This window comes from Paenibacillus jilunlii, from assembly GCF_900102965.1.
Lineage (GTDB): Bacteria > Bacillota > Bacilli > Paenibacillales > Paenibacillaceae > Paenibacillus_AQ > Paenibacillus_AQ jilunlii.
In genome coordinates, this window is sequence record NZ_FNGM01000014.1 from 174102 (window position 1) to 200856 (window position 26755).

The window sequence follows — 26755 nt, forward strand, 5'->3', positions numbered from 1 at the left end:
AAAAAATGCATAAATCACCAATTATTATGCTGGGCGGTTTACATATCGACCTTTCGATCGTGCTGATGCTATTAGTGACCTGTACCATTGTTTTTGTGCTTGCGCTTCTGGCAACGCGTAACCTATCGGTCGAGAATCCCGGCAAACTGCAAAACTTCCTGGAGTGGGCAGTTGAATTCGTTCAAGGCCTGATTTCAAGCACCATGGATCTCAAAAAAGGCAAACCGTTCCTTTCTCTAGGTATGGCGCTGATCATGTTTTTGTTTGTCGGCAACCTCCTCGGGCTTCCGTTAGGGATTGTCACGGATTATCACGATGCAGAGCATGCCAAGGTGTTCGGGAAGGAAATTGTTTCGGTAACCAAAGAACTGGACAAACTCCATGCTGATGCTGAAGCGGGAACGGTGAATTCCGACTCTCACGAGGAACCTGAAGTAGGAGTAGCGTGGTGGAAATCTCCAACAGCAGACCCTGCGGTAGCAATGGGACTCGCAGTTATGATTTTCTTGATGACCCATATTGTGGGTATGACGCGCAACACCAAAAACTATTTCAAACACTATTTTGAACCTTACCCATTCTTCTTCCCGATCAATTTGATTGAGCAGGTATCTAAGCTGCTGACACACGGGATGCGTCTTTTCGGTAATATCTTTGCCGGCGAGGTGCTGATATCCGTTATCCTCAAATTGGCTGCGCTTGGTGTAGGGGGCTGGATCGCTTCTGTACTTGGTTTGATTGTATGGCAAGGATTCAGTATATTCATCGGCACCATCCAGGCTTTTATCTTCGTTATGCTGACCATGGTGTATTTCTCACAAATGCTTGAAACCCATGATGAGCACTAAACGCTGGAAATGTAGGAAACAAGATTTATGCCAAGGCGGAAACAACTTTCGAGTCTGGCTGATAATACACACTAAAACATATCTTTGAGGAGGATTTACACAATGGGAGTTATGGCTTATTTGGCAGCTGCAATTGCAGTAGGTTTGGGAGCGCTTGGCGCCGGTATTGGTAACGGTCTGATTGTAAGTAAAACAGTAGAAGGTATCGCACGCCAGCCTGAAGCTAAATCCACACTGCAAACCACAATGTTCATCGGGGTCGCTCTGGTAGAAGCCCTGCCGATTATCGGTGTAGTACTTGCGTTCATGTTCTATGTTGGAGCTTAATTAATTACACATGTTTGGCGGGGAAGGCCACAGCCCTCCGCGCCTTCTTTTTAGAAAAGACCTAAGATATGAACGTGCAACAGAAAGGAGTGTCTAACATTGTCTTTTGTATGGGAATCTTCCGTGCTGGCAATTATTGCCTTCGGGATTTTATACTTTTTGCTGAACAAGTACGCTTTCGGACCGTTGTTCTCTGTTATGGAGAAACGCCGTGAACTCGTACTGCAGCAGATGAATGAAGCTGCTCAGACCCGCGAACAGGCAGTTTCTTATGTTGAAGAGCAGAAACAGGCGCTTCAAACTGCCCGTAAAGAAGCACTCGAGATCATTGAGCAGTCCAGACAAACCAGCAGCAAGCAAACCGAACAGCTGATTGATCAGGCTAAGGTCGAGGCTTCACGCATTAAGGAAGAGGCAGTCCGCGATATCCAGAACGAGAAGAACAAAGCGGTTGAGGAACTGCGCGGTGAGCTTGGAGCGGCATCGGTCAAGATTGCGTCCAAATTGCTGCAGAAGGAAGTCAGCTCCGATCCTGAGCAGGAAGCGCTTGTTGACCAGTACCTCAAAGAGGTTGGAGGCCGGTCATGAGTCAGGATACGATAGTCGCCAAAAGATATGCGAAGGCATTGTTCGAGGTTGCTTTTGAAGAACGGCAGATCATGGAAGTAGAAGAGGATCTGAAAAGCCTGGTTGCTGCGCTGAATTCGGATGTTGAGCTGCAGAGATTTATCAGCTCTCCGCGAATTACCGGTGAACACAAGCTTGCCGTACTGAAAAAAGCGTTGGAAGGCAAGCTGTCGGGGGCGGTTATCAATACTCTGGAGATTCTGATGAAGCGTGGCAGAATGGATATCCTTCCGGATCTGCTGGACAGCTATATCAAGATTGAAGGGGATAGTCTTGGCCTGGCAGATGCCACCGTCTATTCAACCTATTCGCTCAGTAGCAGCGAGCAAACGCAGGTTGCCGAAGAATTCGGCCGTTTGTCGGGCCGGAATATCCGGATCACAAATGTGGTTGATAAGAGCCTGCTTGGCGGACTTAAGGTCATAATTGGCGATACGCTCTATGACGGCAGCCTGTCCGGCAAACTTACGCGTCTTGAGAAATCTTTTAATGATAAGCATAGAAGATAGGGGTGAGGATATTGAGCATTAGACCTGAAGAGATCAGCAGTTTGATCAAAAGTCAAATTGAGCAATATAAAGCCGATATCGAAGTGGCCGAAATCGGCACCGTCATTCAAGTCGGCGACGGTATCGCCCGTGTCTACGGTCTGGAAAACGCGATGGCAGGGGAACTGCTGGAGTTCTCCAACGGAGTAGTGGGCATGGCGCTCAACCTGGAAGAAAGCAACGTCGGTGTTGTTATCCTGGGTGAGTACACGGAGATTCGTGAAGGCGATCAAGTAAAACGTACAGGACAAATTATGCAGGTTCCCGTGGGTGAAGCTATGCTCGGCCGCGTAGTGAACGCGCTGGGTCAGCCGCTGGACGGCAAAGGCCCGATTGCAACAACTGAATTCCGTCCGGTAGAAAACAATGCACCGGGCGTTATCGACCGTAAATCGGTGCATGAACCGATGCAGACAGGTCTGAAAGCCATCGACGCGATGGTGCCAATCGGCCGCGGACAACGCGAGCTGATCATCGGTGACCGTCAAACCGGTAAAACAGCCATCGCAATTGATGCGATTATCAACCAAAAAGGCAATGGCATGAAGTGTATCTATGTTGCCATCGGCCAAAAGCAGTCCACAGTAGCACAGGTTGTTGAAACCCTTCGCCGCCATGGCGCGCTGGAATATACAATCGTAGTAACCGCATCGGCTTCCGAGCCTTCTCCGTTGCTGTATATCGCCCCGTACGCAGGCTGCGCAATGGGCGAATACTTCATGTACAAAGGCGAGCATGTCCTTGTCATCTACGATGACCTTTCGAAGCAAGCGTCTGCTTACCGCGAATTGTCCCTGCTGCTCCGCCGTCCACCGGGCCGTGAAGCATTCCCTGGTGACGTATTCTATCTGCACTCCCGTCTGCTGGAACGTGCAGCTAAGCTTAGCGATGAGCTTGGTGGTGGTTCATTAACCGCGCTGCCGTTCATCGAAACACAGGCTTCCGACGTATCAGCTTACATTCCGACGAACGTAATCTCGATTACGGACGGTCAAATCTTCCTGGAATCTGACCTGTTCAACTCCGGTCAACGTCCGGCGATCAACGTGGGTATCTCTGTATCCCGTGTCGGCGGTTCGGCGCAGATCAAAGCGATGAAGAAGGTTGCCGGCTCACTCCGTCTGGATTTGGCCCAATACCGCGAGCTTCAGGCCTTCTCCCAGTTCGGTTCTGATCTGGATAAATCTACACAAGCCCGTCTGAACCGTGGTGCGCGTATGATGGAGATTCTGAAACAGGGCGTTAACCAGCCGCTGTCGGTTGAGCATCAGGTCATCAGCTTGTATACCGCTGTCAAAGGCCACTTGGACGATATTCCTGTCAAAGACGTAAAACGGTTTGAGAAGGAATTCCTGGCTTATATGGACAGCAATGCTGCTGCCGTTGCCAAGTCTATCACCGATACCAAGGATTTGACTGCTGATAACGAAGCTGCTCTTAAGGAAGCTATCGAGAAGTTCAAAAGAGGTTTCGCGACTAGCTAAGCCCTGCTGCAACTCTACTATTGCTTTAAATCGAGCTTTGGCCTAGCCAAAGCTCTGGAATATGCTTACGAAGTTAGCTTGAATTCGTCAAAGCTCAGATAATGCTTACGAAGTTAGCTTTGACTTCGTCAAAGCTTTAAGGTGGTGAAATCATGGCAAGAAGCATGCGTGATATTAAACGTCAAATCAAGAGCGTTCAGAACACCAGACAGATCACTAAGGCTATGGAGATGGTTGCCGCCTCCAAGCTGCGCAAGGCTCAGGAGAAGGCAGAAGCAGCCCGTCCGTATTCAGAGAAGCTGAAAGAGGTCGTAGCCAGCATTGCTGCCGGTTCTCAGGGTGCTACACATCCGATGCTGGTCAGCCGTCCCGTGAAAAAAACCGCGTATCTGATTGTAACCTCCGACAGAGGTCTCGCCGGCGGATACAACGCTAATATTCTCCGTAAAGTGACAATGCTGCTCGCAGAGCGCCATAAGTCCAAGGACGAATATGCGCTGTTCGTTATCGGCCGCAAAGGCCGTGACTTTCTGCGCCGCCGTGAATATCCGATTGTGGAGGAAATTACTGAGCTCTCCGATACACCGAAGTTTGCCGACATCAAATCGATTGCCTACTCGGCGGTTCAGCAGTTCGAAACAGGCGTCTACGACGAACTGTATCTCTGCTACAACCGTTTCGTGAATGCAATCAGCCAAGTGCCTACGGTAGAACGCTTGCTGCCTATGGAACCTGTAGAGAATCAGGAGAAAAAGGCAGAAGGCTTGCATGCAGCGTACGAATATGAGCCTTCACCAGAAGGTGTACTTGAAGTGCTGCTTCCCAAGTACGCAGAAACACTGATTTACAGCGCTATTCTGGATGGCAAGGCCAGCGAGCTGGGTGCGAAAATGACAGCGATGGGCAGTGCAACGAAGAACGCGTCCAAAATGATCGGGAACCTTACCCTTACGTATAACCGTGCCCGTCAGGCGGCTATTACGCAGGAGATTACCGAGATTGTGGCCGGAGCGAACGCGCAGTCTTAGGATATAAGCGAAGCTATGTCTTCGGCTTATATTTTTCATAAGAAACGGGTGCCGTACATGCGAATGTTGTTCGTCGCTTATGCGGCGCGGTGATTTCTTCTTAATGCAACAGCTTTCGAGGAGGGAAATATTAAGATGAACAAAGGACGCGTTGTAAGCATTATGGGTCCGGTTGTCGATATTGAATTTGAACGCGGCCAGTTGCCCGAGATTTTCAACGCTATCAAGATTGTAACCAGCTTGGCAAACGGCAGCACCGTTGATCTGACCCTGGAGGTTTCCAATCACCTGGGTGACAATCTGGTGCGTTGTATCGCCATGTCTTCCACAGACGGTCTGGTTCGCGGCTTGGAAGCACTTGATCAGGGGGGACCAATCTCGGTTCCGGTTGGCGATGCAACTCTTGGACGGGTATTCAACGTGCTGGGCAATCCGATTGATAACGGTGCTGAAGTTGTTGCGGAGAGAAACCCGATTCACCGCCTGGCTCCGACATTTGATGAATTGTCGACACAAGCGGAGATTCTGGAAACCGGGATCAAGGTTATCGACCTTCTCGCCCCATACGCCAAAGGCGGTAAAATCGGCCTTTTCGGCGGCGCGGGTGTAGGTAAAACCGTAACGATTCAGGAACTGATCAACAATATCGCACAGGAACATGGCGGGATCTCCGTATTCGCAGGCGTTGGCGAACGGACCCGTGAAGGTAATGACCTCTATCATGAAATGACCGATTCCGGCGTTATCAAGAAAACGGCCATGGTATTCGGACAAATGAATGAGCCGCCGGGCGCACGTCTTCGTGTAGCCTTGACCGGTCTGACCATGGCGGAGTATTTCCGCGATGTGGAAGGCCGCGACACGTTGCTCTTTATCGATAACATATTCCGCTTTACCCAAGCGGGTTCCGAAGTATCCGCACTGCTTGGCCGCATGCCTTCTGCCGTAGGTTACCAGCCTACGCTGGCAACGGAAATGGGCCAGCTGCAAGAGCGTATCACTTCCACCAAAAAAGGTTCGGTTACCTCGATCCAGGCGATTTACGTGCCGGCGGATGACTACACTGACCCTGCTCCGGCAACGGCGTTTGCCCACTTGGATGCAACTACCAACCTGGAGCGTAAGATCTCCGAAAAAGGTATCTTTCCTGCCGTTGACCCGCTGGCTTCCAGTTCACGTATCCTCGCTCCGGAAATTGTCGGTGAAGAGCACTATAACGTGGCACAGGGCGTTAAGCAGCTGCTGCAGCGTTATACCGAGCTTCAGGACATTATTGCCATCCTGGGTATGGATGAGCTCAGTGAAGAAGATAAGGTCATTGTAGCCCGTGCCCGTAAGGTTGAGCGCTTCCTGTCGCAGCCTTTCCACGTGGCCGAACAATTCACTGGCTTCAAGGGCAAATACGTGCCAATCAAAGAAACCGTACGCAGCTTCAAAGAGATTCTGGAAGGCAAGCATGATGATCTTCCCGAAGCAGCGTTCCTGTTTGTCGGAACGATCGAAGAAGCGGTTGAAAAAGGAAAATCGATGTAACCCTGAACTATGGATAATGCTTTCGATGCGAGCTTTATTTCGTAAAGCTCTGAGGAGGAATGAAAGTGAATACCTTTCTGTTGGAAATTGTCACGCCGGAGCATCTCGTTTACTCCAAGCAGGTTAACAGCCTGACGGTAAAGGGAGCCGATGGCGATCTGGGTATTTTGCCGGGACACATTCCGCTTGTGACTCCACTTCAGGTTGCTCCGATGTTCATAAAAGCGGATGGTGCTACAGTCACTATCGCTGTTCATGGCGGGTTCGTGGAAGTGCATAAAGACAAGGTGACAGTTCTGGCCGAAAGTGCCGAGCTGCCTACGGAAATCGATGTTGAACGCGCCGAAGCGGCGAAGGAACGGGCCCAGCGCCGCCTTCAGTCCCGCAGCAAACAGGATGAAATTGACCACCGCCGTGCGGAGCTGGCGCTTCAGCGCGCCGTTACACGGATCAAAGTGTCCACCGGAAAAGGACAACAATAATAGCTGTACGGTCAAGCCTGGGGCTTGGCCGTTTTTTTTCAATATAAGGATAAATAAAGGAATCGCGGTGCCATTTCTGCTTGAAAAAGTAAATAAAATGCTAACCTTCATCCTCACATGGCCTGAAAAGTTTAAAAGTTTGTAAAAGTACTGGATTCTTTTCCCCTGCACAAGTATGATATAAGAGTCGATTTCCGAGTAACTTAATACACGGGGGGCTAACATGGATCAAAGGTTCTATGATGAGTTGTCAAGCTCAATCGGCACCAGCGGTTTGGTTTCAATGATCGTTTCTTTATTTTGTGTTGCAATATCTTGGTGGGCACTTCAGAACCTTAAGCTCGATCTGATCATAAGATATCCCAAGAGCCCTCAGGGAAGACTGCTGCATCTATTGCTGGCGATCGTACTGGGCCACTTCGTGGCCGGGTTTCTGCTGGATTATCTGGGCTGGAGCGGGCAGATCCGCAACATGTTTTAAGAAAGGCCGCTTTGGTTATATCAGTCTTAGGCCCTAGGCGGTAAAAAACGTGTCGAATAATACGGTTTTATTATGTCAACACTGATGTTTAAGGAGCGTGCCCGCACCTCGGGCGCAGGTCAGGCAATGGTAGCAAATGAATTATACCCTGAGCATTAATATCAGAAATAATTTCAGAAATAATGGACGCGGAGGGAAACCGTAATGAGCAAATTTATCGTCCGCGGTGGCAACAGATTGACCGGGAGCGTGAAAGTTAGCGGCGCAAAAAATTCCGTACTACCGATCATAGCCGCCTCTCTATTGGCAGAAGAAGGAGTCAGCGTCATTGTGGACGCACCTCCGCTAGACGATGTAATGACCATCAGCAAAGTGTTGGAATCTCTGGGTGCGGGTGTTACATACCAGAACGATGTGATTGAGGTTGATGCCAGAAGCATTACTTCCTATGAGGCACCATACGAATGGGTGCGTAAAATGCGGGCTTCTTTTTTGGTGATGGGCCCTCTTTTGTCCCGACTGGGTCATACGCGCATTTCTTTACCTGGCGGTTGCGCCATCGGAACAAGACCGATTGACCAGCATCTGAAAGGGTTTGAAGCGCTTGGCGCCGAAATTAGTCTGGGTCAGGGATACATTGAAGCGAAATCAAACGGACGGCTGCGCGGAGCCAAGGTATATTTGGATGTGGCCAGCGTAGGAGCGACCGAAAACATAATGATGGCGGCAGCACTCGCCGAAGGCATAACAGTAATTGAGAATGCGGCAAAAGAACCGGAAATTGTAGACTTAGCCAATTACCTGAACGGTATGGGCGGGATCGTGCGCGGCGCAGGGACTGGAGTAATCCGCATTGAAGGCGTGGAACGCCTGCATGGCGTGAAGCACCATGTCATTCCTGACCGGATTGAAGCAGGCACCTATATGGCGGCTGCGGCAATAACGGGCGGTGACGTCTATGTGGAAGGCGCGATTGCGGACCACCTCGGGCCGGTTATCGCCAAGATGGAGGAGATGGGTGTTACGATTATTCCGGATGAGAATGGTGTCCGCGTAATCAGCGACAAACCGCTCAAGGCTGTGGATTTGAAAACACTGCCTTATCCGGGCTTCCCGACCGACATGCAGTCCCAGATGATGGCATTATTGCTTCGTTCTGAAGGGACCAGCGTGGTAACAGAGACGGTATTTGAGAACCGCTTCATGCATGTGGATGAATTCCACAACATGAATGCGGAGATCAAGATTGAAGGCCGTTCCGCTATTGTAACCGGCAACGCTCAGCTGGTTGGCGCCAAAGTGTGCGCTACAGATCTGCGTGCGGGCGCTGCGCTGATTTTGGCGGGCCTTGTTGCCGAAGGTACGACAGAGGTCAGCGGGACCCATCATATTGACCGCGGATACGTAAATTTGGCTGAGAAGCTGTCGGGACTTGGTGCAGATATATGGCGGATTTCCATGGAAGAATCGGATACAGCTGCTACGGCAGTGAAGGAAGAGGTTCTCAAACCGGAAGCAGTCCGAAGCGAATCTTTCAAAAGCGAAGAAGTTAAGCCCCGCTTTCAGATTCAGCCAACCTGGGTATAACAACACAACATTAGGAAAGGTCTTGCCGCTGCTGCGGTAAGGCCTTTTTAGCTTGCTCTTTCTCTCAGAATAGCGTTCTAGCAGTTGCCCGAAATTCATATCTATAAGAATCAACGGTGACTGAGGGAAGGAGACATAGAGATGAAAGATTACTGCTGCCTGCTGCGGCGCAGAATGAAACAGCTGCGGCATAGCATGAATCGGCCGCGGGGCTTCGCGCCCGCGCGGCGCGCGAAGCCCCGGATCAGGCGGCTCGCCCCCGCCGCCTGGCTTGCAGCGCCCCTGCTGGCGGGGCTGCTGCTGCCGCTCGCCGTTGTCCCGCTGCGCGGGGGACAACCGGCGCCGCCGGCCGTGCCGCAGGCCACGGCCTCTCCGGCGCCGCCGGCACCGGCTGCGAAGGAAGCCCCGCAGCCGAAGGTCTCCGTCTATTTGTCGCATAGCGGACAAATTGAGACATTGCCGCTGGAGGACTACGTCAGCGGCGTGGTTGCGGCCGAGATGCCGGCCGATTTTGAGCTGGAAGCGCTCAAAGCGCAAGCCGTCGCGGCGCGCACCTTCATTGTGCGCCGCCTGCAGGCCGGCGACCACAGCGGCGTGCCCGTTCCGGGCGCAGATGTGACGGATACGGTAAGCCATCAGGCTTACGTCTCCAAGGCTGCGCTGGAACGGAAGTGGACGCGCGGCGGCAAAAGCGCCGGGCTGGCCAAGGTCCGCCGCGCGGTCCTGGAGACGCGCGGGGTGGTTATGACTTACCAGGGACAGCCGATCACGGCATCCTTCTTCGCCTCCAGCGGAGGCTATACCGAAAATTCGGAGGATTACTGGAATGCGGCTGTGCCTTACCTGCGAAGTGTGGCAAGTCCATGGGATCAGGACATTACGCCGAATCTGGCGGTGACATATACGTTCTCGAATGCCGAGCTGATACAGAAGCTGGGGATTGCAGACACGGCACTTCCGGCTTCCAGAGATCTTGCAGCTTCTGCACTTGCGAAGCCCGTTTCCTCGTCATCCGTCTCTGGGCTGCCTGCAGAAGTACTGTCCCGGACAGCCGGACACCGGGTGCAGAAAATATCCATCGGCGGTACGGTGTTCACCGGAAGGGAGGTGCGCGAGAAGCTGGGGCTGCGTTCCAGCCAGTTCACCTGGAAGCGGAAGGGGAACAAGGTTCTGATTACAACCTATGGAAACGGCCATGGGGTAGGCATGAGCCAGTGGGGGGCGAACGGCATGGCCAAGCAGGGGAGTACCGCTACGCAAATTCTCAAACACTATTACAGCGGCATCTCTTTTCAGCAAGTCTCAACTCTCCTGAAAAAATAACTTGCAAGATACGTATAAAAGCGAAGCGCCCGGTAACACTGGTTACTGAGGTGATAAACATATGAATGAACAAGACAAAAACAAGACAAACCATGATGAATCTCTCAAAAACAAGCAGGGAGATTCAGGCGCTAAGCCTTCTTCATGGAACAGAATGTTATCTAAACGCTGGGTATTCCCGGCAGTCTACACGGCGGCAGCGGCAATTATACTAACCTTGGTGTGGGTCTATCAGGACGCAGGCCAGAAGCCGCTGAAGCCGGACACCGCGGCCGTCGTTTCCCAGGAAGCCGCAGGTACAGGGACTGAAGCAGGAACAGCCAAAGATGACCCTGCAGCACTCGAAGTAGTTGCTTCGGCCGAGAGTATGGTCTGGCCGGTAGCCAGTCCGGCTGATGTGGAAGTAGTTAAGCCATTCTATGACGAGAACGGGACCGAAGAGAATCACGTGGCAGCCATGGTGCAGTATAATGACACCTTCGTGCCTAACGCAGGTATCGATATTGCCCGTGAAGACAATCAGCCTTTTGATGTCAAAGCTGCACTCAGTGGGGAAGTTACGCGGGTTGAAGATGTTCCGGTATTCGGCAAGGTTATCGAGATCACAAGCGCAGGCAATGTGAAGACGGTCTACCAAAGCCTCGGTGACACCAAGGTAAAACAGGGCGATGAAGTGAAGCAAGGCGACATGCTGGCAACCGCCGGCCGCAGTGAAATCGAGAAGAATCTTGGCAACCATGTGCACTTTGAAGTGTACGAGGATGGCAAGCCAGTTAACCCTTCCGATTTGCTGCCGCAGCGCTAAGCCGGAGAATTGAGCAGGAGGCTGCAGAGCCTCCTGTTTTTTTGCTCAATTGCATCGCCCGTAAGAGCATTTTAGGTTGTCCAGGAAATAAAATGAGCCTTCAGAAGCTTGTCACGTCCTGAAAGCGCGAATATATAGGCCCGCCCCTCATATAATGTACCAAACTATCCACAGTTGGGAGGCGGGAGCGTGCACGATTACATCAAGGAACGGACGATTAAAATCGGACGCTGCATCGTGGAAACCAGGCATACGGTCCGGACCATAGCCAAGGAATTTGGCGTTTCGAAGAGCACGGTGCATAAAGATTTAACAGAGCGGTTGCCCGAGATCAACCCTGATCTGGCCGATCAGGTGAAGCACATTCTCGAATATCACAAATCGATTCGCCATCTTCGGGGGGGAGAAGCCACAAAAATTAAATATAAAAAAACAACAGGAAAAAAGCGTGAGGTCGCCGTGGCCTCAAAGCCATAAGATTTTCGGAATTTAAGGAATAATTCGGTTTTATTTCATTGTATCCATCCCCTAAAGTATGGTATTTTTAAATTTGGGACTAACTAACTATTTTACTCATTTAAGAGGTAACGGCTGCTCTGTTATAGAAGCACGGTATCCGTTCCAGTGAGAAATAGAAGGTTTAAGGTATATGTAAAACTTATACTTTCTTTTATTTTAAAATAACACTTTGGGGGCTCTTTCATTATGCTTAGCAAGGATATCGGAATCGATCTCGGCACGGCCAATGTGCTCATACATGTCAAGGGAAGGGGAGTCGTTCTGGATGAACCCTCCGTGGTCACGCTCGAAAGTGATACGAAGAAAGTCCTTGCTGTAGGCGAACAGGCGCGTCGAATGGTAGGCCGTACACCGGGAAATATTACGACGATCCGTCCACTTAGGGATGGTGTCATTGCAGATTTTGCGATTACGGAAATGATGCTGAAATATTTTATTGACCGCGTAGGCGGCCGTTCCTGGTACGCAAGGCCCCGTATTTTGATCTGCGCCCCCACAAACATTACATCAGTTGAGCAGAAATCAATCCGGGAAGCAGCCGAACGCAGCGGGGCCAAGGAAGTTTTTATGGAAGAAGAGCCCAAAGCTGCAGCGATAGGCGCGGGCATGGACATTTATCAGCCAAGTGGAAATATGGTCGTCGATATTGGCGGCGGAACGACGGACGTAGCCGTGCTGTCTATGGGCGACGTCGTTACCGCCTCCTCGATCAAAATTGCGGGAGACAAGTTCGACGAGGCCATTTTAAGATATATAAAACAGAAGTACAAGCTATTGATTGGCGAGCGTACGGCAGAGGATATTAAGATGAACATCGGATCGGTCCGTCCGGACGGCATGAAGTCCGAAATGGACATCCGCGGCCGCGATATGGTAAGCGGGCTTCCCCAGACGCTGACAATTTCTTCGGGCGAGGTAAAAGAAGCGTTGTGGGACCCGGTTTCCTCCATCGTGGCTGCGGCCAAATCGGTGCTGGAACGCACACCGCCGGAGTTATCGGCGGATATTATCGACCGGGGTGTCGTATTGACCGGCGGAGGCGCACTGCTTAACGGACTGGACGAGCTGCTCTCCGAGGAGCTGCATGTTCCGGTCTGGGTGGCCGAGGATCCGATGCATTGTGTGGTTAAAGGAACCGGAATGATGCTTGATCATTTGGATAAGAACGTTAAGAAAAAATTCTAGGCTGCCGATAATATAAATGAACAGCTCAATCAGGAAGGGGATTAACCCTCATGCTTAGAGGATTATATACGGCGGCTGCCGGAATGGTAACACAGCAGCGCAGACATGATACAGCAACGCAGAATATTGCCAATCTGAATACAACGGGATACAAGCAGGTGGACAGTGTCAGCCATGCTTTTCCCGAGGTGCTCATTTCTGCAATGAGCGGCGGCACGGTAAAGCCTGTCGGCCGAATGAATACAGGGGTATTTGCCGAACAGTCCGTTTCCCAATATCTGCAGGGAGACCTCATTGAAAGCGGCAAGCCGGCGGATTTTGCATTGTCGACTGATCTGCAGGTAGCAGACCCGGCGACGGGTACTAATATTAATTTTGACGGCTCAGGCAAGTATATTACTCCTGACGGCGAAGTAATCTATCGTCCGCAGGCTTTTTTTACGGTTCAGGATAATGACGGTAATCAATTGTATACCCGCAACGGCAGCTTCACAGTAAACGCGGCGGGAGAAGTGCTCAGCGCAGGCGGATTCAAGGTGCTTGACAGCAACGGCAACCCGCTTATCTTGACAGGTCCGCAGGACAATCTTAAAGTAGACGGACAGGGTAACCTGTTGAATCCTGCAACAGGACTTCCTTCAGGAACCCGATTAGGCATCAGTGTGGTTACAAGACCCCAGGAACTGGTTCGTGACGGTAACGGTGTCTTCCACGCCGACGATGTGGAGAACGCGGATATCCGTTTCGCCAATGGGACGGACAATCTGCAGGTGCGGCAGGGATATCTGGAAAATTCCAATGTTGATGCAACCAAGGTGACGGTCGATATGAATGCGGCTTACCGGGCGTATGAAGCGAATCAGAAGGTTATCCAGTTTTATGACAGCAGCTTGCAGAAGGCTGTAAACGAAGTCGGCAGAATCTAGGACAGGAGGAGTAACGTATGAACAACTCAACGATAGGCGCAGCCGTCTCTATGTCCAGTCTCCAGCAGCGGCTGGATATTATAGCCGACAATGTCGCCAATATGTATACCGATGGCTACAAGAGCAAGGAAGGCTCCTTTGAGGATGTGCTGACCCGTGTCCAGCAGCAGTCCAAGGATTATGATCAGCCGGGCCGCAGCACACCGCTCGGTTTTAATATCGGCTTTGGGGTCCGTGTACCCACGGTGACAACCAACTGGGAGGAGGGCCCTCTTAAGGAGACGGGAAATCCGACGGATTTGGCCATTCAAGGTAACGGGTTGTTTGGCGTTCAGGTGAACGGAGCTACTGCTTATACTCGCAAAGGGGACTTTCACTTTGTTCCGGACAGTGCGAATCCGGATAGAATGATGCTGGTAGACAACACAGGGAATCCTGTGCTGAACACGCAAGGCAAACCTTTGACCGTTCTCACAGACGTAAGTGCCGCCATTGATGAGAGCGGACAGGTATGGACGAAGACGGCTGAGAATGCGCCTGCGCGGCGAGGGGAAGCAATTATGATCGTGGAGCCCTTCAGCAAAAGTGCGCTGCAGGCAGTGGACGGGAATTTCTATGTGCTTGCTGATGGAGTCACAGCTCAGCAGGCTTTCAAGGGAGCAGGGGAGCCTTCCACTATAGGCGTCCGGGCCGGATACCTGGAACAGTCGAATGTGGATCTAAGCAAGGAAATCACTGAAATGATGCAAATTCAACGCACTTATCAGCTTGCCGCCCGGGCGCTCACCTCAAGTGACCAGATGCTCGGCCTGGCTAATAACATGCGCGGGTAGGTGAAGGAATGGCTCGTCAGAACAACAGTAAGCCGGAAGCAACACATGAAGCGGAACAGCATCAGCCCGTACGGCGGCGCGGAATTTCCAAATGGACGATCGTTCAGTGGTTTCTGATTCCTGTGCTGCTGGTGGCAGCACTGTGCGGTGGCATGGTTGCCGGGTATGTCGTTCTGGGCAAAAAGGAATTCAGCGATGTGCTTCAGTGGAGTACATGGAAGCATGTGTATGATTTGGTGTTTGCGCCATAACTGTTCATATTAGAACTCCCTTGTTGTATAAGGGAGTTTTCTTTTTTATACTGGAAAATGTATAATGATGGAGGCCCCTGAGAGCAAAAAGGGCCCTCTCCGCCATGTTGCCTTATGCGGTGGAGAAAGCCCCTTATCTCAACCTCCACTGCTGCAGGTGGTGAAGGATATTATAGTTTTTGCCGAAGCTGTCCATATTTATGCAGGCTGGCCGGAAATAAAACTAAAACGCTGCAGTGGCAGACAAGTTACCAGGGTGCGGTTTATATGCGAAGGGAGCTTTGTATCCATGTTGAATATCAATGAAATCCAAGAAATAATCCCCCATCGGCCTCCATTTCTGCTGGTGGACAAAATTACCGAAATAGAAATGGGCAAGCGGGCCGTCGGCATCAAGAATGTAACAGTGAATGAACCGTTTTTTGCCGGCCATTTTCCGGGATATCCGGTAATGCCGGGTGTTCTGATCACCGAAGCACTGGCTCAGGTTGGCGCTGCTGCCATACTTGGAGTTGAAGCCAACAAGGGGAAGATCGGTTTTTTGGCAGGCTTAGACGGCTTCCGTTTCCGTGGTCAGGTGGTTCCGGGAGACACGCTTGTGCTTGAAGTGGAAATTACCCGCCTAAAGGGCAGCATTGGCAAAGGGCAGGCCACCGCGAAGGTTGAAGGCAAAGTGGTCGCTTCCGGGGAAATTATGTTCGCACTGAGCTAGAACCTGTTATAAAATCATATATTATAGATGGAGAAGGAGAGATTTGATATGACTCAATTAAGCCCCAAAGCCGCAGAAACACTGTCACGCTGGCTGCAGGACCCATCGGTTGACGAGAACACGAAGGCAGAACTGAATCTGCTTGCGAATGAGCCGCAGGAGCTGGAAGAACGTTTTTACAGAGATCTGGAGTTCGGCACAGGCGGCTTGCGCGGGGTTATCGGAGCAGGCAGCAACCGGATTAACCGGTATACGGTTGGCAGAGCGACCCAGGGTTTCGCGAATTATATCCTTGAACAGCATTCCGGTGAAGGCAGACCTTCTGTCGTCATTGCGCATGACTCCCGCCGTTTTTCGCCGGAGTTCACCCTTGAGGCTGCGCTGGTATTGGCCGGAAACGGAATTGAGGCCCATCTGTTCCCGTCCCTGCGCTCCACGCCGCAGCTGTCCTTTACGGTCCGTCATCTGAAGGCTACCGGGGGTGTAGTGATTACTGCAAGCCATAACCCTCCGGAGTACAATGGCTACAAGGTGTACAATGCTGAAGGCGGTCAGCTTGTTCCGCATGAGGCTGAAAAAGTCATCTCCTACATCTTGGAGGTGGATTCCTTTAATGGAGTAAAACGCATGTCCCAGGAAGAGGCTGAAGCTGGAGGGCTCCTGCATTGGCTGGGCGAGCAGGAAGATGAAGCCTTCACCGATACAGTAGCGGCTGTCAGCGTTGCCCGTGACGAAATCACATCCACGCTGGGACGTGATTTCAAAATTGTCTATACACCGCTTCACGGGACAGGCAATCTCCCCGTCCGCAGCGTTCTGAACAAAATCGGCTTTACTCAGGTACATGTAGTACCGGAGCAAGAGTTGCCCGATTCAGAATTCTCTACCGTAAAATCGCCAAATCCTGAAGAGCGGGAAGCCTTCACCCTGGCAATCAAGCTGGGAGAGGAGCTGGGTGCTGATCTGCTGATCGGTACAGACCCGGATGCAGACCGCATGGGTGCTGTAGTGCGCGACAATGAAGGCAAGTTCGTTGTTCTCTCCGGGAATCAGTCCGGAGCACTGATGATCCATTACTACTTGAGCCGCCTGCAGGAGCAGGGCAAGCTGCCAAGCAATGGTGCTGTCGTAAAAACCATTGTAACCAGTGAGATGGGAGCAGCTGTAGCCGAGCATTATGGTGCTACCGTATTCAACACGCTTACAGGGTTCAAATATATCGGTGAAAAAATGACCCAGTTCCAGCAGTCCGGTGAATACACCTACCTGTTCGGTTATGAAGAGAGCTATGGCTACCTTGCCGGGAATTATGCCCGTGACAAGGATGCCGTGCTGGCTTCTATGCTGATTGCTGAAGCTGGAGCCTATTACAAAGCCCAAGGGAAAACGCTGTACGATGTGCTTCAGGAGCTGTATAAGCAGTTCGGCTATTTCCTGGAAAGTCTGGAATCACGCACATTGAAGGGCAAGGACGGTGTGGCGCAGATTCAGGGGATTATGAATGACTGGCGCAGCAATCCTCCGCAGGAGATTGCCGGTGCAGCAGTAACTGAGGTTCTGGATTATTCGCTGGGGTTGAACGGACTTCCTAAGGAAAATGTGCTGAAATATTTGCTGTCTGACGGTTCCTGGTTCTGCTTGCGCCCGTCGGGTACTGAGCCGAAGATCAAAGTGTACTTTGCTGTGCGCGGAGAATCGCTGCAGAATGCCAAAGACAAGGTTGCCACGCTCACGCAGCAGGTTATGTCACGCGTTGACGGGAAATAAATAATAGAAGATACAGGATTCAAGCGAAACGGATACTGCTCCTCTATGGACGCGCATCCGTTTCTGCTTGAAATTAGCCTTGAGAAGGCTTTAAGTGAAAGAGGAGGTACTTTGGAGTGCAGCAGAAATGGCAACGTTGGAACATCGCTTCACGGAAGTGGTTATGGATAGTTGTGGTGATTGGTGTGCTTGCCGCATTACCTGTCGTCTATGACCGTCTGCAGACGGAGAAATCTTCCAAAACGGTTGAATTTGTTTTTGATTACCGTGACCTGGTGGAAGCGGCCAGCTACCGGGCGAACCCGCAGGATTATATTTCGGAGCAGCTTGACCTCTTAAAATCTGCCGGCGTAGGCAGCATGGCTATTTATGAAAACACGCTGGAGGATTACCGCAAGGCCCGCCGGCTGATGATATGGGGAGCGGCAGATATTGCCAACCTGACGGATACCGTGATTCCGGAGAATGAGAACTATACATATGTCCTCTTTACCAGTCCGGAGAATAGTGAAGCCCTCGCGCCGATTATCCGTGATACTTTCAGCAGCCTGGATATAGCGACCGAAAACTGGAGTTTCCGCGGGCAGCAAGGGCTTATTGTCAAAACTCCGCTGGAGGATGCCACGCTGAAGCCGATGCAGCCGGACCCGTTCACCCTGGAAATGCTGCATAGCAAAGGGTTTAACATTGTACCCCGTCTTGTAGATTCCCTGCCTTACAATGAGGCTGCTGTTACCAAGCTGCTTGACCGCTATCAGGAGCTAGGAGTCAAACGTCTGCTTTTTGAAGGCGAGTCTGTTAAAGGATTTAATGATGATGCTGATTTGAACAGCATTACAGCTTTTGCCGGTCTTCTTAAGAAACGCGGAATGGGGATCGCCGCCATTGAGAATATCAAAGCGCAGCAAAAAGGATTCAATAAATTAGCTTTTCTGCTGGATTACAATGTAACCCGGCTGTACTCGCTCAGTGAAGGTGATTCCGCCCTTCCTCCGGAAACGATAGCGGACCGCTTTGCACTGGCAACGAAAGACCGCAACATTCGCATGATCTATCTCAACACGATTCCGTCGCGGGACACTTCTAAGGCGCAGATTAAGGATACTCTGGAAAATCTGATCACCAGCCTTAGCGAGCCTGGGGGTGCGGTAGAGAAAATTGAGAGCAACGGCTTTACCTTGGGCCAAGCCACTGCATTTGACGTTGTGGACTCTTCTTTCCAGCGTTATTTTAAATTAATTGCAGTCATCGGTGCTGTAGCCATGGTGGCCCTTTTGGTTTCCTACTTTATTCCATGGCTTACGCTGCCTGCCTGGGTGCTTGGTCTGGTGGGAAGCGCCGGGCTGATGCTGATTAAGCCGCAGCTGTTCGAGCAGGCCCTGGCACTTGCAGTAGCCATCAGCGCACCGACAGTGGCAATGATACTGGCGGTACGCAAAATAAATGAGAAGGGTCCTCCGCTCCGGGCGAATTCCTTGACCTATGCGGTTATGACTCCGCAGCGCCGCCTGGCTCACAGTCTCGTCCTTTACGTCAAAACAGCCTTGATTTCGCTGAGTGCGGTGCCGTTTGTGATTGCACTCCTGAACAATATCACCTACAGTCTGGTCCTTAACCAGTTCCGCGGTGTCAGTCTGCTGCATTTGGCGCCTATTGCACTGATTGCTGTATATGTACTGCTCTATCGTGGTGAGTTTGTCCTTAGTAAAACAGGCAAGCTTCTGCGGACACCTATTACGTTGGCTTGGGTCATTGCAGCCGGTGTTTTGGGGATTATAGGGATGTATTATTTGAGCCGGACCGGCAACAGCGGCAGTGTGAGCGCACCGGAAAAAATTCTCCGCACCTTTTTGGAAAATACAGCGGGGGTCCGGCCGCGCAACAAAGAATTCCTGCTGGCTCATCCGTTATTTATACTGGGTGCCTTTATGGCCTATAAATACCGGAATGCCGCATTTATCTTGATTATCGCCGTGATCGGGCAGCTTTCAATGGTAGATACTTTTGCCCATATTCACTCTCCGGTTCTAATCTCGCTGGTCCGTGGTCTGCTAGGGCTGGGACTTGGTCTGATTATCGGGCTGATTGCGGTAGGAGTATGGCAGCTTGCAGAGGGGTGTTGGAGACGATGGTCGCCGCTTCTCAAAAAATAATTATCTCCGGCTATTACGGTTTCCGGAACAGCGGAGATGAGGCGGTGCTGCAGTCCATTCTAAATGCGCTGCAGAAGCACTCGCTGGCAACGGGAACAGTCATTGAGCCTGTTGTGCTGTCCATAGATCCGGAATGGACGACAGCGACCTATGGAGTGAAGGCTGTACACCGTATGAAACTTAGCGAAGTACGCAGCGCAATCTCAGAAAGCGCCGGTTTGATCAGCGGGGGAGGCAGCCTGCTCCAGGATGTGACTGGAAGCAAATCCATCCCATATTACCTGGGCATCATCAAGCTAGCTCAATGGATGGGCAAGCCGACTTTTATCTATGCTCAAGGTATTGGTCCGGTTAACCGCAAGCTTTTCCACCCCTTGATCAAAGCGGTTTTCCGCAAATGCAGATATATCTCTGTAAGAGATGAGCAGTCGCGCGACCTGCTGCAATCCATGGGGCTGGGTGGGAACAAGATTGATGTCGTTCCCGACCCGGTGATGGGATTAAGTCTTCCCGAGGACGGCCGGGGAAGCAGCGCGGAAGCAGGAGGCGAATCACCTCCTCAGAAAACTCCGTTATCCCGGCCTGATCTCCCGACCGTAGGGGTTTCTGTTCGCTTTTGGGAGCAATCCCGAAGTGAACTGGATGCTGTCGCAGATGGTTTGCTGAATGCAAGCGCCCGGACTCCGTTTCATCTGCGTTTTCTGCCGTTTCATCATCCTTCTGACCATGAAGCTTCACGTTATATCATGCAGAAGCTGGAGAAGGGGATTTCGCAGAACGGTGGAGTAATCAGCCTGTGTGAGGACGCTGAGCATCCGCAGCAGATGCTGCGGGAGGTAGGGACATGTGATGTCTTAATCGGAATGCGGCTTCACAGTCTGATTTATGCCGCAGGAAGACGGGTGCCGCTCATCGGTATCTCCTATGATCCTAAGATTGACCATTTTCTGGAGCGGGTGGGCTGCCGGCCTATCGGGGCTACGTCCTCTCTGGACAGCGGCAGGCTTGCTGCCGAAGTGCTTCAGCTTTTGGAGTCGGGAGAGGAATGGAAACGTGAGCGCGAGCCGTTGATTGCTTCTTTGGTCCAGGAGGCCGAAGCGCCAGCCCGGCAAATTATCGAATATTTCCGCCGTAAAGGGTGATAGATATATGAAAGCAGAAAGTGTGATCCCCACGGTGCCGATTTTTGGCATCCGGGTATCCAAAGTCGATATGAAAGCCACGGTATCCTACTTGACCGAGGCCGTACAAAGGCGTGAACCGCATCAGGTCATTACAGCCAATCCGATCATGGTGATGACCGCCCTGGACAATCCGGCTTATATGGAGATCATGAAATCAGCCGAACTGGTGGTTCCTGACGGAACAGGGGTTGTATGGGCTGCTGAATATTGCCAACAGCCTGTTGCTGAACGTGTTGCGGGTTTTGATTTGTTACATGAATTGCTTCGCCAGGGCGAAAGCTATAAATGGAGGGTATATTTGCTGGGGTCTACGCCTGAGGTGATTCGCGAGACCGCCTCCCGGTTACAATCTCAGTATGCCGGTATCATTATAGCGGGATATCATGACGGTTTTTTCGGGCCGGAAGCGGACGAGGAGATTGTGAATGAAATTATCGAAGCTCAGCCCGACCTGCTCTTTGTTGCCAGAGGAGCAGATAGTCAGGAGCCTTGGATCGCCAAATACAAATCCCGGCTGAACATTCCGGTAATGATGGGTGTCGGCGGGAGCTTCGATGTGATCTCCGGCAAGAGCCGCAGGGCGCCAAAAGCCTTCCAGAAACTCCGTGCAGAATGGTTATACCGTCTTCTTAAGGAGCCTACCCGTTACAAAAGAATGCTTGCACTGCCGAAATTCGCAGTAAAAGTGCTGCGTGAGAAAGATAAAGTGACAAAAGTATAGCAAAACGACGTTATTTACCGTAAAAATCCGTGCAACAGCCTAAAAACGGAATTGGAATTTGTTTTACGTTCAGCGTATAATTCAATGCGGTAGAGAAATGGGGGTCGACTGATCAAATGTTAATCATATACATCGCCGGATTCGTTGTGTGCATGGGACTTGCACTGCTGTTGACACCGCTCGTGAAGAAGTTCGCGATTAAGATTGGTGCCACAGATGTGCCAAATGCCCGTAAAGTGCATACTAAGATTATGCCCCGCCTCGGCGGACTAGGTATTTTTCTGGCGTTTGTGTTAGGCCTGCTTGCCGTATTGCCGATTATTCCTTATGATTTTACTCCGCGGGAGGCAAGTTTCATCAAAGCGCTGCTTTCGGGCGGCGGACTGATCGTTCTTATCGGCGCACTGGATGACCGGTTTGAGCTTTCAGCGAAGGTGAAGCTGCTGGGCCAGATTGCCGCAGCGTGCATCGTTGTTTTCGGATTCGGGATTACCGTTGATTTTGTAAACATTCCATTTAATAATACGTATTCCTCATTAGAAAGCTGGATTGCTATTCCGCTGACGATCTTCTGGATTGTCGGGGTTACGAACGCCGTTAACCTGATTGACGGGTTGGACGGGCTTGCTGCCGGAGTATCCGGTATTGCGATTGCTACAATTGCTGTCATGGCATTTTTGATGGGTAATACCATGGTTGCCTTGCTTTGCCTGCTTCTGCTTGGCAGTATCCTGGGTTTCCTGTTCTTTAACTTCCATCCCGCCAAAATTTTCATGGGTGATACAGGTTCGCTGTTCTTAGGCTTTTGCCTTGCGCTACTTGCCTTGCTGGGCTTTAAGCAGATTGCGGTCGTCTCCTTTATCACACCACTCTTAATTATCGGAGTTCCGCTGTCTGATACGTTTTTTGCCATCGTCCGCCGGAAGCTGCAGAAGAAACCAATCTTTGCTCCGGACAAAGGTCATCTTCATCACTGCCTGCGCGAGCTTGGCTTTAGCCACCGCCAGACGGTATTGATTATATACGGTATTGCCGGTTTCTTTGGAATCTTGGCTGTAATTCAGACGTCTGCGTCTCTCTATGAAGCCAACTGGGTGACCTTCGTCGTCATTTGCGTCATGCTCTTCTTCCTGCAGATCGGCGCAGAGATCACCGGTGTCATCAGCAAGACCAAACGTCCGTTGATTGACTTCCTGCTAAGAATGCGGGTGAAGGCTAATCCGGAACGCGGCTCCAAATCATAACAAATGCCTCAATTTGCGTCATGCTATTATCTTCCTTATCTGACAAAGCTCACTCTACAAAAGGGTGAGCTTTTTTGTGATATTCCTAAAAAATCCTGCCGCATTGACCGATAAAGAACAAAGTGAGGAATAACGAGAACATAACTCAAAGGAGAGATATACACATGTTACGCTTTAAGAGACCATTCGTTTGGCTGCTGCTGGCGGCTCTAATCGTTTCCATGTTCCCAGGCAAATACACGCCGCAAGCTGCGGCAGCAACAGCGACTACGACCTATTTCAGTCCGGATGATCTCACGCTGCGGAATACGGCGTCACTCAAAATGGATGTCGCAAATTCTATTACTAGAAGCACAGTATATAAGACAAGTGCCCCCAACTTTTCCATTTCAGGTACTTACGCACAGGTAACAGCCTCCACAATGAAGGTTACTGTTCAACAGATGACGCAGAGTGGGGACAAATGGGTGACAGATGACACACATTCCACTACTGGTGCAGTAACTACCGACACTACTAACCCGGATAACCGGTTTGTTGCAAGCGGACTAACCCTGTTCACAGGATTTAATAAAATCACCTTCTCAGGGATGCAGGGGACATTGCAGCGCTCTGAATCGTTTTATGTTCTGTATGATAAGGTTCCTTATGTCACTTCGCTGCAAGTGCTTGGAGGAGGTCCTGCTGCCATTAACTTAAATGAAGGTACAAAGGTTGTTGTACCGAATCAGCAGATTACGCTTCAGGGTAATGTGACGAATGCTACCAAAGTTAGCGTATCGCTCAACGGTGGCTCTCCAATGCAAACCTCTCTCCTTGAGGACGGCACCTTTTTTACGCCGGCATTAACCTTGAAGTCCGGTGAGAACACGCTGGACATCGTTGTGCAGAATGCAGCCGACTCTATATCAATCAAACGCTCGGTTTATTATTTTGACACCAACAAGCCTTTTACCGATTTGAGAATTGTCCACAATAATATAGCGTACAATATACTTGATAATGTCCCTACGCTTACTGCTACAGACACCAATGCTACTATTATAGGACAAGTGCTTTTACCGTATAATGCGAGTACCAAGTCCTTTAATGATGACCATGAAGTGAAGATTAACGATACTGTGGTTTCAGTGGATGTGCTTCAGTCTTATAATGTTGCAGCCGATGGTACTGTCTCTGTGGTTCCGGGTACTACACCACAGAATGAGACTGTAATTCCGGCTCCGGATGGCGTAACCCCTCAATACCGCCTGATTGCCTTCAAGACAACGGCACCATTCACACTCACAGCGGGATCGTCCAGCGTAACCGTCGGAATTAAATACGGAACGTACAGTACGTCTGTAAAAGAAAACTACAAATATTTATCAGGTGAGAATGTTATTACCGAGATGTACTATTTGTCTGGATATAATGGTGAAGCAATTGCCAGTACAGGACTATCCAAGCTGGCATTGAACGGTGCTCAGGTTGAGAAATCAGATTTCTACATTCTGGTTAAGTCGAGTGCTATACCTGATGCTGCTAAGACTTTATTGGCTTCCTATCTGCCTTTGGGCGCTTCGCTTAAACTGGAGAAACAGACTAATGTATCAGGGTTGGCGGGGAATGAGGTCGTATATAAGGTAGTTGGATTCTCGAATGGACAACAGAAAGTGAAATTTCAATATTCAGGTTCACAATCCTTTTATAATGCAGACATTGCCTATGTCTCCAAGAACTACATTTACGTTGCCAACTTAAATGATGGTCAGACTTATACGTTTAGCTCGGCTAATAGTTCTAATATATTGAAAGTCTCAGGTGAATATATCGGATTTGAGAACATCAGCAATGCACAATTTTTTGTCAACGGTATTTCAAACGATAAGCTGAAATCGACAGAGGTTAGTAATCTTGATTTTAATCCGATGAATAAATCGACTTTCTCCTTTGATTTAACCATATCAGCTTCCGGGCCCCTGGTTTACGGAGAAAACAAACTTGTATTCACAGGAACCTCCATGGACAATGTAGGCAACAAAAGAGAAATACGAAAAGAACTGAAATTCTATATTGTAGATACCAATGTCTCCAACCTGTCACAATTCCATCCCAAGCTGTCCAAAGGCAGAGCTGCGCTCTCGCACACAGACATTAAGGCTTACACCGACAAAGAGCTTAATGATATCCTTGGATTAACTGCAGAATTCACGTTCAAGGACGACAAGTTTGTTACAAGCCAGACCAGCTATGACTTGGTTCTTAGAGGCGGAGCTGCAAACAAGCTTAATCTATACCAGGGATCAGATCTGTTTCTTTCATTAGACAACACAGTCCTGGGTGATACTTCAATTCAAAAGGGACCAGAAAATTTTGTGTACAAAGGGAAGACCTATTACTATGATTTTGTAGGTGGCAGCAAAGACTTTATCCTGCGGATTTTGGATATTCCGGCTGAAACTGCAGGCAGTATTGTTTATAATCTGGAGCTGATCAATGAAACTGGTGCACGCACGAATCAGCGCATGGAAGTAGTACGTGAAGTTTCTCCATACCGGATCTTATCTCCAGTTGCCACTGTAGGGAAACAAATCGTTGTGAATAAGAATTTTGTCCGTTTTGATATTGAGGCTGAAGGTGCCACTAAAGTAGTAATCGACAAATTCGATGCTGTGAAACGCACCGACTTGCCGAACCGGTTCACGCTGGACTATGTAGGATTAAAACCGGATAAAGCGACTTCAATCAAAATTAAAATTGTGCGTGCTAATTCAACCTTAAATGATACTGTTTCTGTTTATTATGCAAGTGCTGTTCAGATAGACACGCAATTTATGGCTGAGAAAGTTGCTGCTAAATATAGTGTGTTTAACAAAGGGCTTGAGCTCACGTTCCCGAAAGGAACATTGATGAAGGGCTTTACTACCTCTGGTGCAGCGAAGTACTATCCTGACACCAAGCTGCTGTTCGGTATTGCCGATCCTGTTGATGGGGTCGTTGAACGTAAAAATGATTATGGCAATACAATTAATGTGGATGCTGATGCCCGTACACCTGGCGGCCTCGGTACACTGTTGATTCCTTCTGACTTAGTATTGCGGTTTAACTCAACAGTAGAAACCAATAATTTCTCCCGCGTTTCGGATATTTATTGGCTTAGCGGCGGACTTGGTGAAAAAGGAACCCAAGGCAATGCCCTTTATAAACCAGCCACTAATGGTATTGCTCCATACTCAATAGAAGGAAACTTTACGCAAATTGAAGCCGAACGAAAAATTGTTCCTTCTCAGCGGGGAAAACTCACATTAACCTTTAATTCAAGCATTGTGGATGAAGTGGGGTCGACAATCACTGTGTTCCGTTATACCGATTCGGGACAGTGGGAGAACATCGGCGGTGAGGTGGATACGAAGAAACATACGATCACAGTACCTTTTGATCAGTTTGGGTATTATACAGTAATGAAGCTGCGTCGTGGATACACGGATATCACTAACCACCCATGGGCAAGAAACATTCTTAACGGCCTGTACTCCAAAGGTATTATGGAAAATCTGAGATTTGACCAATTTGGAGCGGATGATACAACGACACGCGGTGAATTCGCCACTTTGCTGGTAAAAGGGCTGAATATTCCTCTGAACTATAATAATAATCAGCAGACTTTCTTTGATATCGTGCCTGAGGCGGTGTCTACGACTTGGGATTTCAAACATATCGAGACTGCGGCTAGAGCAGGGATTGTCACCGGCTTAAGTGATGGGTTCTTCGGTCCGGACCAGCCGCTCACAAGAGAGCAGGGTGCTGTCATGATTGCCAGAGCCTTGAAGCTGAAAATGGCTACTAATGATGCCAAACTGCAGGCTACCCTCGCAAAATCATTTGTGGATACGGGAAGCATGGATTTCTATTCGAAACCAGCGATTGACGCGGTGTCCAAAGCCAAAATCATGGAAGGCAGCGCAGTAACCATTACAGGTCAAACCAAACCGGTATATAATTTTAATCCAAAGGGTAAAATGACTAGAGCGGAAGCCGGAAAGATTGCTGTAGCCCTATTGAAGAAGAGTACAAGCATCTTCCCAAAAACCTTTAATTAAGCTAATCAAAAGAACAACAGGTCCGCGAAAGCTGTACGCGGGCCTGTTGTTTGTAATTAATTTACAAAGTCTTCGACATAAACTTTGTAATCTGCACCATTTTAC

At 50.0% G+C, this 26755-nt stretch carries 24 protein-coding genes; all 24 read left to right on the top strand.

What is annotated here, in order from left to right; genetic code table 11:
• Positions 1–5: 5 nt before the first annotated feature.
• A complete protein-coding gene (gene atpB / locus BLQ82_RS22340; RefSeq protein ID WP_062521206.1) occupies positions 6–848 on the top strand; it encodes a F0F1 ATP synthase subunit A in 843 nt (280 codons plus the stop codon).
• A gap of 102 nt (positions 849–950) precedes the next feature.
• Positions 951–1175, top strand: coding sequence for a F0F1 ATP synthase subunit C (atpE, locus tag BLQ82_RS22345; protein WP_025709067.1), 225 nt, complete (start codon positions 951–953; stop codon positions 1173–1175).
• A gap of 99 nt (positions 1176–1274) precedes the next feature.
• On the top strand, positions 1275–1763 hold the full coding sequence (gene atpF / locus BLQ82_RS22350) for a F0F1 ATP synthase subunit B (protein ID WP_020426089.1): 489 nt from the start codon (positions 1275–1277) through the stop codon (positions 1761–1763).
• Positions 1760–2311, top strand: coding sequence for a F0F1 ATP synthase subunit delta (locus tag BLQ82_RS22355; RefSeq protein ID WP_062521210.1), 552 nt, complete (start codon positions 1760–1762; stop codon positions 2309–2311). The genes atpF and BLQ82_RS22355 overlap by 4 nt, the downstream gene beginning before the upstream one ends.
• Positions 2312–2322: 11 nt before the next feature.
• Entirely contained in the window at positions 2323–3834 is a 1512-nt protein-coding gene (atpA, locus tag BLQ82_RS22360) for a F0F1 ATP synthase subunit alpha (protein WP_062521213.1), read from the top strand.
• A gap of 152 nt (positions 3835–3986) precedes the next feature.
• On the top strand, positions 3987–4862 hold the full coding sequence (gene atpG, locus BLQ82_RS22365) for an ATP synthase F1 subunit gamma (protein WP_062521214.1): 876 nt from the start codon (positions 3987–3989) through the stop codon (positions 4860–4862).
• A 135-nt stretch (positions 4863–4997) separates the two neighbouring features.
• Positions 4998–6395 carry a F0F1 ATP synthase subunit beta gene (gene atpD, locus BLQ82_RS22370; RefSeq protein WP_062521216.1) on the top strand — a complete coding sequence of 466 codons (1398 nt, stop codon included), beginning with the start codon at positions 4998–5000 and terminating at the stop codon, positions 6393–6395.
• 65 nt (positions 6396–6460) lie between these two features.
• On the top strand, positions 6461–6877 hold the full coding sequence (locus BLQ82_RS22375; RefSeq protein WP_020426084.1) for a F0F1 ATP synthase subunit epsilon: 417 nt from the start codon (positions 6461–6463) through the stop codon (positions 6875–6877).
• 223 nt (positions 6878–7100) lie between these two features.
• The gene (locus BLQ82_RS22380; RefSeq protein ID WP_062521218.1) at positions 7101–7358 is read left to right on the top strand and encodes a DUF1146 family protein; all 258 of its coding nucleotides are present in this window, start codon (positions 7101–7103) and stop codon (positions 7356–7358) included.
• A gap of 204 nt (positions 7359–7562) precedes the next feature.
• Entirely contained in the window at positions 7563–8945 is a 1383-nt protein-coding gene (gene murA / locus BLQ82_RS22385) for a UDP-N-acetylglucosamine 1-carboxyvinyltransferase (protein WP_062521220.1), read from the top strand.
• A gap of 141 nt (positions 8946–9086) precedes the next feature.
• Entirely contained in the window at positions 9087–10268 is a 1182-nt protein-coding gene (gene spoIID / locus BLQ82_RS22390) for a stage II sporulation protein D (RefSeq protein WP_244280935.1), read from the top strand.
• Positions 10269–10329: 61 nt separating this feature from the next.
• Entirely contained in the window at positions 10330–11073 is a 744-nt protein-coding gene (locus BLQ82_RS22395) for a M23 family metallopeptidase (RefSeq protein WP_062521222.1), read from the top strand.
• Between the two features lie 189 nt (positions 11074–11262).
• Positions 11263–11550 carry a sporulation transcriptional regulator SpoIIID gene (spoIIID, locus tag BLQ82_RS22400; RefSeq protein WP_019915029.1) on the top strand — a complete coding sequence of 96 codons (288 nt, stop codon included), beginning with the start codon at positions 11263–11265 and terminating at the stop codon, positions 11548–11550.
• Positions 11551–11778: 228 nt separating this feature from the next.
• Complete coding sequence (gene mreB, locus BLQ82_RS22405; RefSeq protein ID WP_062521224.1) at positions 11779–12777, top strand: rod shape-determining protein; 999 nt, start codon at positions 11779–11781, stop codon at positions 12775–12777.
• Between the two features lie 50 nt (positions 12778–12827).
• On the top strand, positions 12828–13703 hold the full coding sequence (locus tag BLQ82_RS22410) for a flagellar hook-basal body protein (RefSeq protein WP_062521226.1): 876 nt from the start codon (positions 12828–12830) through the stop codon (positions 13701–13703).
• Between the two features lie 17 nt (positions 13704–13720).
• A complete protein-coding gene (locus BLQ82_RS22415) occupies positions 13721–14536 on the top strand; it encodes a flagellar hook-basal body protein (RefSeq protein ID WP_062521228.1) in 816 nt (271 codons plus the stop codon).
• Positions 14537–14544: 8 nt separating this feature from the next.
• Positions 14545–14787: a DNA-directed RNA polymerase subunit beta gene (locus BLQ82_RS22420; RefSeq protein ID WP_020428476.1), complete on the top strand. Its 243-nt coding sequence runs from the start codon at positions 14545–14547 to the stop codon at positions 14785–14787.
• A gap of 289 nt (positions 14788–15076) precedes the next feature.
• Complete coding sequence (gene fabZ, locus BLQ82_RS22425; RefSeq protein WP_062521273.1) at positions 15077–15499, top strand: 3-hydroxyacyl-ACP dehydratase FabZ; 423 nt, start codon at positions 15077–15079, stop codon at positions 15497–15499.
• Positions 15500–15547: 48 nt separating this feature from the next.
• Complete coding sequence (locus BLQ82_RS22430; RefSeq protein ID WP_062521230.1) at positions 15548–17266, top strand: phospho-sugar mutase; 1719 nt, start codon at positions 15548–15550, stop codon at positions 17264–17266.
• A gap of 116 nt (positions 17267–17382) precedes the next feature.
• The gene (locus tag BLQ82_RS22435; protein ID WP_062521232.1) at positions 17383–19419 is read left to right on the top strand and encodes a DUF5693 family protein; all 2037 of its coding nucleotides are present in this window, start codon (positions 17383–17385) and stop codon (positions 19417–19419) included.
• A complete protein-coding gene (gene csaB, locus BLQ82_RS22440) occupies positions 19395–20561 on the top strand; it encodes a polysaccharide pyruvyl transferase CsaB (protein WP_062521234.1) in 1167 nt (388 codons plus the stop codon). The genes BLQ82_RS22435 and csaB overlap by 25 nt, the downstream gene beginning before the upstream one ends.
• Positions 20562–20568: 7 nt before the next feature.
• Entirely contained in the window at positions 20569–21324 is a 756-nt protein-coding gene (locus tag BLQ82_RS22445) for a WecB/TagA/CpsF family glycosyltransferase (protein WP_062521236.1), read from the top strand.
• Positions 21325–21440: 116 nt separating this feature from the next.
• Positions 21441–22568 carry a glycosyltransferase family 4 protein gene (locus tag BLQ82_RS22450; protein ID WP_062521238.1) on the top strand — a complete coding sequence of 376 codons (1128 nt, stop codon included), beginning with the start codon at positions 21441–21443 and terminating at the stop codon, positions 22566–22568.
• 164 nt (positions 22569–22732) lie between these two features.
• Positions 22733–26650 carry an S-layer homology domain-containing protein gene (locus BLQ82_RS22455; protein WP_062521241.1) on the top strand — a complete coding sequence of 1306 codons (3918 nt, stop codon included), beginning with the start codon at positions 22733–22735 and terminating at the stop codon, positions 26648–26650.
• Positions 26651–26755 lie beyond the last annotated feature (105 nt).